Raw genomic sequence first — 7136 nt, 5'->3', positions numbered from 1 at the left:
GTGACCCTCAATGCAAGGTTCAGAGAGAAAATCATCCAACAGAGTTGATGACGCATGAGAGGGCTGTAGAGCGGTCGCTACGTAGCCTCCTCGCCCTCCCTGGCGGCGGAGGCAATCTCCTCGCCCTTGCGGCTGCCATAGCGCAGGCTCCACGAGATCATCAGCGCGAAGACCACGATCCACATCGCCTCCGAGACCACCAGGAATATGTCGACCGGCAGCAGCGGGATGAGCAGCGCGCGCACCGTCGCCTCGCAGATCAGCACGACGGCCCAGGCGATCGTCATCCGGCGCATCAGCGCCCGGTAGGGCGGCGAGACTTCCCACAGACGGTTGCCGCTCGCACGCTCCTCCCCGCCCTTTTCGGTGGCAAAGTAGAACACCAGCGGGCGCGGCATCATCAGCGAGGCAGCGAATACCAGACCGACGAAGCCGGTGATCAGCGAGTTCTTCAGAAGCGCCAGATAGGCGCTGTTGAAATAGAGGCTGCCGACAAGCGATGCGAGCGTCGCCGCAAGCGTGATCACGCTGATCGGGGCGAGCCTGCGGTTTCTGACATAGGTGATCAGGATCACCGCGATCGGGAAGATCGAGCCGATCGCCAGCGCGTGGACGGTCGACAGGCCGAAGTGACGGGCGATCAGAAATGCCACATAGGGCAGGACCGCGCCGAAGATGATGTCGTTTCGCATGCCTGCCTCCGCGCAGAGCTTAGAAATCGCCGTCGAAGATCAGGATAACGTAAGCAAAGAACACCGCCAGATGCACCACGCCCTGCAGCGAATTGGTGCGGGTGCCGACGAATGTGACGATGCTGATGGCGAGCGACAGCGTCAGCACCACGACGCCGGCCGGCGACAGGCCAAGCTCGATCGGCAGGCCGACGAAATGCGCGGCGATCAGCACCGCCGGCACCGTCAGCCCGATTGTGGCAAGAGCGGAGCCGAGGCAAATGTTCACGGCACGCTGGAGCTGGTTCTTTCGGGCGGCTTCCAGCGCTGCCAGCGCCTCCGGCGTCAGGATCATGATCGCCACGATGAAGCCGCCGAGCGCCACCGGCGCGCCGACCTGGGCAATGCCGAAATCGACATAGACGGCGAGCTTCTTCGACATCAGCACCAGCGGCAGCAGGGCCAGAAGCAGGCCCGCGGCATGAAAGCCGGCACTCTTCGGCTGAAGATGATGGTGATGCGCAACAGGCTCCTCGTCGCCATGGCGCGGCTGCTGGAAACTGACGGGGTTCTGCACCGTCTGAAACAGCAGGAAGATGCCATAGAGCACCAGCGAAATCACGATCTGGAACACGGTCTGCAGCGTCGACAACCCGCCGCCCGGCGCAGAAGACGTGAAGCTCGGCAGGATCAGGCTGGTGATCGCCACCGGCAGAAGCACGATCAGATAGGCATTGGCGCCCGATAGATTGAACACCTGCAAGCCGTGGCGCAGCCCGCCGATCAGGAGGCTCAGCCCCACAAGCCCGTTCAGCACGATCATCAGCACCGAAAACATGGTGTCGCGCGCAAGCGTCGGCGCGTTGTCGCCGGTCAGCATCACCGCGGTGATCAGCGCCACCTCGATGCCGATGACGGAAAGCGTCAGGATCAGCGTGCCAAGCGGCTCCCCGAAGATCGCCGCCAGGCATTCGGCGTGATGCACCACGCGAAACACCGCCATCAGCATGACCGCGAAGATCACGGCAAGCACCGCGAACGAGGCCGCCGTTCCGAGATAGTCCGGCTTCAACGAAGCGCCCGCGAAGGTAAACAGCAAAAACGCGCACCAGATCAGCACAATCGGCCATTCGCGCCAGAGTGCATTCTTGTCTGATGTCACGGAAGCCTCGCAGATGATGGATTGCGCCGGAAACGCGGCGCAATCAATTCACCATTTTAAGCCTGTGCGCGCAAGGGCGGACGATGAGGCAACCACCCGTAAAATGTCCTCAAAGCGCCCTCTGCCCGGCCCCTCGACGGGTCGGAGTGCCCCTCAGGCAAGACGGCCGAGCCGAGCGCCGCAACCCGGTCTTTTGCATTTCCTCTAAATAAATCATGTAAAAATACATGTATAAACCGAAATACAATCAACTTTACCGGGTTTAATATTTAATATATACGAATATTTAGGGGAAATATACTACAGGTAAACGATCATGAGGGAAAATACGAAATTAGTATTTATTGATGATGATAATCGTGATTTCTGGGCGTCCGGAAATCACGGCAGCAGCATATCGTTTCTCGGTGAAAAATTACTTGTATCCTGGTCCCACAAGCATGCACGTGACGGCCAATCCTCCGCCATCTATGCCTCATCGGCGGACCCCGTGGACTATGCCTGGCGACCACTGGCGAAAATCGCGGACAATGGCGAAGGCGGCGCTGTTTCCAAATATCCGGCCACCAACCCGGTGTTTCATTGCGATGCCGGGAAGATGCGCCTGTTCTGGCAGATGACCAGTGACGGAACCGAGGCAAGCGCCCAGCTTCGCACGCGCACCGGAAACATGTCCGATGCCTTCGACAGCATCCATTCGGTGGGATGGACCACGCCGGTCGATGGCGATCCTCTGACGACTTCGGTGAGCGGCGATGATTTCCTCAATGCCGCTGCGGCGCTCTATCCCAACGCCTGGCCGCTTCTGAACGGCGCGTTCGAGCCGAAAAAGAGCTTCGAGAAAGCGCCGTCGTTCAGCTCCGAGAAGGGACACAATCTGGCAGCGCCGGAGGTGGATGCCGCCGCAATCGACGCGATGATCGAAGCATTGATCGCCAGGATAAGGGAATTCGACAATACCTATCTCAAGGACGTGAAGCAGCAATTACTGGAGAACAGGCTGGCGCTCCGGCCGATACTGGACAGATTGCGCAGGTTTTCCGACATCCTGCGGTTCTTCGATGCGCTGCAGGCGCATATGAGGAGAAACACGCTCATTGTGTTCCTGTACATGGTCTACGACACCTACAATTTGGTCGTCATGCGGCTCACGGTGTTCAACATGTTCAGCCCTGACCGCTATGAACGGGGCTGGCAGACGCGCTCCCAGCCGCAAAAGATCAGGCTGGAAAACGGCGCCGATCGTCTGCTGCTTCCGGTCCATTCCGACATCGTCAACCTCTCGGTCGTGCTTTACTCGGACGATGACGGGGCGAACTGGCACTATGCCGAAACGCCGATTCTCGGCCGCGGCACCGTCGAGCCGAGCATCGTCCAGCGCCCGTCCGGCAAACTCACGGCCTTTCCGCGCGCCAAAGCACCGGAATTGTATCTCGACCGCATTGCTGTAAGTGAGTCCTGCGATTACGGGATCACGTGGTCCCCGGCCGTGCCGATCCTCAATGCGCACATCAAAAGCCGTGATTCGGGCATCTCGGCCCTGTCGCTGAAGCATTCGCGATTCGACCCGTCTCTCGGCCCGTTCGTCGTGGTCTACGCTCCCGACGAGGCGTGTCGGAACCTTCATCTTTGTGTTGGCTTCTTCGGCACGTCATCCGATCGCGGCAACCGGCCGCTTGCCTGGCTCGACCCGATCTGCCTGGAGACGGCGGAAGACGGCAGCCGGATCACCGACCCTTCCGTGACGGAAGGAGACGACGGAACGCTCTATATTTCCTGCAGTTACCGCGTTTCGAACGGGGACGGCGTCAGCGAAAAAATCTGCGTGATACAATATGACGGCCTCAGAGGCTGAGGCCCGCCCCACCGATCAGTGCGCCGCGGTCTCACGCGCCCGTGCCAGTTCGGCAAGGTCGGCGGCCTTGAGTTCCACCGATTCGCCGCAGCCGCAGGCCGAGGTCTCGTTGGGATTGCGGAACACGAAACCGGTTCTGAGCTTGGTGACCTCGAAATCCATCTCGGTGCCCAGCAAATAGAGCGAGGCAGCGGGATCGACCCAGACCTTCGCTCCGGCATGCTCGACGGTGTCGTCGCCGGCCTTGGTATTGTCGCGCGTGACGAGGTCCACCGCATATTCGAAGCCGGCGCAGCCGCCCTTCTTGATCGATATGCGGATACCGAGTGCATCCGGCCCGGCATTGCCGGTGATTTCGTTGATGCGGGTCGCTGCCGCATCGGTAAGGGTAATGACCTGAAAGCCCATTTCATTCTCCATCAACATCCGGGTTCAAGGCCCGGCGTTCGAAGTGCATTGCATCAGCGCGGCCGGGCGGCGTCAATACCAGCCGACGGCAACCTTGGCCTCTTCCGACATCCGGTCCGGCGTCCATGGCGGGTCGAAAGTCATCTCGACCTCGACGCCGGAGACGCCTTCGACCGTGCCCACGGCATTTTCGACCCAGCCGGGCATTTCGCCGGCAACCGGGCAGCCGGGCGCGGTCAGCGTCATGTCGATCTTCACCACCCGGTCGTCATCGACATCGATCTTGTATATCAGGCCGAGTTCGAAGATATCGGCCGGGATTTCCGGGTCATAGACCGTCTTCAGCGCGGAGATGATGTCGTCGCTCAGCCGCGCCAGCTCTTCCGGGGGAATGGAAGAGGCAGTCGCGCCGGCCGTCTGGTCTTCAGTCTTTTCCTCGACACTCATGGCAATCCTCTTATCGGGCCTTTCCGGCACCTGTCAGGCCCCTATCAGGCAAAGAATGTGCGCGCGTAATCCAGCGCTTCCACCAGCGCGTCCACTTCCGCGCGGGTATTGTACAGGCCGAACGAGGCCCTGCAGGTGGACGTCACCCCGAAACGCGCCAGAAGCGGCTGTGCGCAGTGGGTGCCGGCGCGAACGGCGACGCCGCGCCGGTCGATGATCGTCGAGATGTCATGGGCATGCACGCCTTCGATCGCGAAGGAGAAGATGCTGCCCTTTTTAGCTGCATCGCCGATGACGCGCAGCGCATTGACATGGCCAAGCTGCTCGCGGGCGTAGGCCGTCAAATCGGCCTCATGGGCGGCAATCGCCGCGCGCCCTACTCCTTGCATATAGTCAAGCGCGGCGCCCAGTCCAATAGCCTGGACGATCGGCGGCGTGCCGGCCTCGAAACGATGCGGCGGCTCGGCATAGGTGACGCGGTCCTCGAACACATCGGCGATCATCTCGCCGCCGCCCTGGAACGGCCGCATTTCTGAGAGCCGGTCATACTTGCCGTAGAGCACGCCGATGCCGGACGGGCCATAAAGCTTGTGGCCGGTCATTGCATACCAGTCGCAATCGATATCGCGAACATCGACAGGCATGTGCACGGCGCCCTGTGACCCATCGACCAGCACCGGAATATCGCGCTCATGGGCGATGCGGCAAACCTCTTTCACATCGACGATGGTGCCGAGCGCGTTCGACATCTGCGTGATGGCGACGAGCTTGGTGCGCTCGGTCAGGCACTTCTCGAAATCCTCGATGTGGAATTCGCCGTCATCATCCACCGGAACCCAGACCAGCTTGACGCCCATGCGCTCGCGCAGGAAATGCCAGGGCACGATGTTGGAATGGTGCTCCATGATCGAGAGCACGATCTCGTCGCCCTCCTTCAGGTGCTCCATCGCCCAACCATAGGCAACCGTGTTGATCGCCTCGGTGGTGTTGCGGGTGAACACGATCTCGTTCACCGAACCGGCATTCAAGAAGGCGCGCACCTTCTCGCGCGCGGCCTCATAGGCGTCGGTCGCGGCGTTGGAGAGGAAATGCAGCCCGCGATGCACATTGGCGTATTCGTGGCCGTAGGCATTCGCGATCGTGTCGATCACCACCTGCGGCTTCTGGGCGGACGCGCCGTTGTCGAGATAGACCAGCGGCTTGTCGCCATGCACGGTGCGCGACAGGATTGGAAAATCCTGCCGGATCTTTTCGACGTCGTAGCTGGAAACCTTAGTGTCCATAATTGATGAACTCCATCAATGAACCGTCCGGAGCGCGGAGCCGGTCACTCATGGCGATCGAGCCAGTCCGCGATGATCGCCTCCACGGCTTCCGAAAGCGCCTCGTGCTCCAGTTCCTCCACCACTTCGGCGACGAAGGCGTGGATAAGAAGCCCTTCGGCGACCTTGCGCGGTATCCCGCGCGCCATCAGGTAATAGAGGTGGTTCGGGTCGATATCCGTCACCGTCGCGCCGTGGCCGCACTGCACGTCATCGGCGAAGATTTCAAGCTCCGGCTTGGCGTTGAACGAGCCGAAATCGCTCATCAGCAGCGTGTTGCACGACATCTTGGCGTCGGTCTTCTGGGCATCGGGCGCAACCCGGATCAGACCCTGGAACACGCCCTTAGCCTTGTCGAACACCACATTGCGGATGATCTCGGTCGAGGTGGTGTTGGGAACGTTATGGCCGAGGTCGAAGGTGATGTCGGTGTGGGTGTCGCCGCCGAGCAGGTTGACGCCGCGCAGCATCAGGTCGGCGCCCTCGCCGACAACCGCGCAATCGATCTCGTGGCGCACCAGCTTGCCTCCGGCGTTGACGATCAGCAGCTTCAGCTTGGCGTTTTCGCCGAGCTCGATCTTCAGCTTGCCGAGATGGGTGTCGTCCGCGCCCTGGCTCTGCATCACCACATAGGTGATCTCGGCGTCCTTGCCGAGCGTCAGCGCCGAAAGATTGCTGATGAGCGCCGCCGCGCCTGCCGGCGCGACATGGCGTTCGATCACCATCCCGGTCACGCCATCTGCAAAGTTCAGGCGGTTGCGGGTATGCACCTGCCCGCCACCATGCACGGCCTGCAGCTCTAGTGGCGCATCAAAGGATTCGGCGATCTCGAGCACGTAGCCGTCGCTCACCAGCGCGCCGTTGATGCGGCCGATCGCGTCATCGGCATGGGACAGCGCGAAACGCACCGTCTTATCGCCGCCTGAAAGCGCATCGGAAACCTTGCTTCGCGCGACGCCATCGATAGCGGGTCCATCACCGGCGCGGCCCTGCACCAGCGGCAGAACGTCGCTGCCTTGCAACAGGGCCGGCAACGGGTTTACCGCCTCGCCGGCATCCTCAGGCACGGCGCGCAGCAGGTTCCGCAGGTCGGTATAGTGCCAAGCCTCGATCCGCCGGGTCGGCAGACCGGTCTTGCGCAGTTCGCCGGCCAACCGGTCGCGTTCCATCGTGACATCGGCATTGCCGGGCAGCGAGCCGGAGAGCCGACCGAAGGCGGCGACCAGCGCCTCTTCGGCAGCCGTCAGTGTTATCTTGCTTTGCACATTCAT

At 61.3% G+C, this 7136-nt stretch carries 7 protein-coding genes; 1 reads left to right on the top strand and 6 read right to left on the bottom strand.

Annotation, left to right across the window (positions count from 1 at the left end):
• Nucleotides 1-77 precede the first annotated feature (77 nt).
• Together V6766_RS12925 and V6766_RS12920 are read right to left on the bottom strand one after the other, a co-directional pair.
• A complete protein-coding gene (locus tag V6766_RS12925; RefSeq protein WP_448467019.1) occupies nt 78-692 on the bottom strand; it encodes a VC0807 family protein in 615 nt (204 codons plus the stop codon).
• A gap of 19 nt (nt 693-711) precedes the next feature.
• Complete coding sequence (locus tag V6766_RS12920) at nt 712-1833, bottom strand: calcium:proton antiporter (protein ID WP_448467017.1); 1122 nt, start codon at nt 1831-1833, stop codon at nt 712-714.
• A gap of 490 nt (nt 1834-2323) precedes the next feature.
• Between V6766_RS12920 and V6766_RS12915 the strand changes: the two genes are divergently transcribed.
• Nucleotides 2324-3688, top strand: coding sequence for an exo-alpha-sialidase (locus V6766_RS12915; protein ID WP_448467015.1), 1365 nt, complete (start codon nt 2324-2326; stop codon nt 3686-3688).
• 15 nt (nt 3689-3703) lie between these two features.
• Here the strand turns inward: V6766_RS12915 and sufA are convergent, their stop codons facing one another.
• From sufA to sufD, 4 genes are all read right to left on the bottom strand, one after another.
• Nucleotides 3704-4096: a Fe-S cluster assembly scaffold SufA gene (sufA, locus tag V6766_RS12910; protein ID WP_448429561.1), complete on the bottom strand. Its 393-nt coding sequence runs from the start codon at nt 4094-4096 to the stop codon at nt 3704-3706.
• A 72-nt stretch (nt 4097-4168) separates the two neighbouring features.
• Nucleotides 4169-4543 (bottom strand): SUF system Fe-S cluster assembly protein, encoded by a 375-nt coding sequence (locus V6766_RS12905; RefSeq protein WP_018066388.1) that lies wholly within the window; start codon nt 4541-4543, stop codon nt 4169-4171.
• 44 nt (nt 4544-4587) lie between these two features.
• Nucleotides 4588-5826: a cysteine desulfurase gene (locus V6766_RS12900; RefSeq protein WP_448467013.1), complete on the bottom strand. Its 1239-nt coding sequence runs from the start codon at nt 5824-5826 to the stop codon at nt 4588-4590.
• Between the two features lie 44 nt (nt 5827-5870).
• Nucleotides 5871-7136, bottom strand: a complete 1266-nt coding sequence (sufD, locus tag V6766_RS12895; RefSeq protein WP_448467011.1) for a Fe-S cluster assembly protein SufD — start codon at nt 7134-7136, stop codon at nt 5871-5873.

This window comes from Martelella sp. AMO21009, from assembly GCF_053484295.1.
This window is presented reverse-complemented; position numbering and strand designations above follow the sequence as displayed.

Excerpts from the sequence above, each read along its gene's own strand:
- sufA (WP_448429561.1), bottom strand. The coding sequence starts at position 4,096 with ATGGGCTTTCAGGTCATTACCCTTACCGATGCGGCAGCGACCCGCATC.
- V6766_RS12900 (WP_448467013.1), bottom strand. The coding sequence starts at position 5,826 with ATGGACACTAAGGTTTCCAGCTACGACGTCGAAAAGATCCGGCAGGAT.
- V6766_RS12925 (WP_448467019.1), bottom strand. The coding sequence starts at position 692 with ATGCGAAACGACATCATCTTCGGCGCGGTCCTGCCCTATGTGGCATTT.
- V6766_RS12905 (WP_018066388.1), bottom strand. The coding sequence starts at position 4,543 with ATGAGTGTCGAGGAAAAGACTGAAGACCAGACGGCCGGCGCGACTGCC.
- sufD (WP_448467011.1), bottom strand. The coding sequence starts at position 7,136 with ATGAATGTGCAAAGCAAGATAACACTGACGGCTGCCGAAGAGGCGCTG.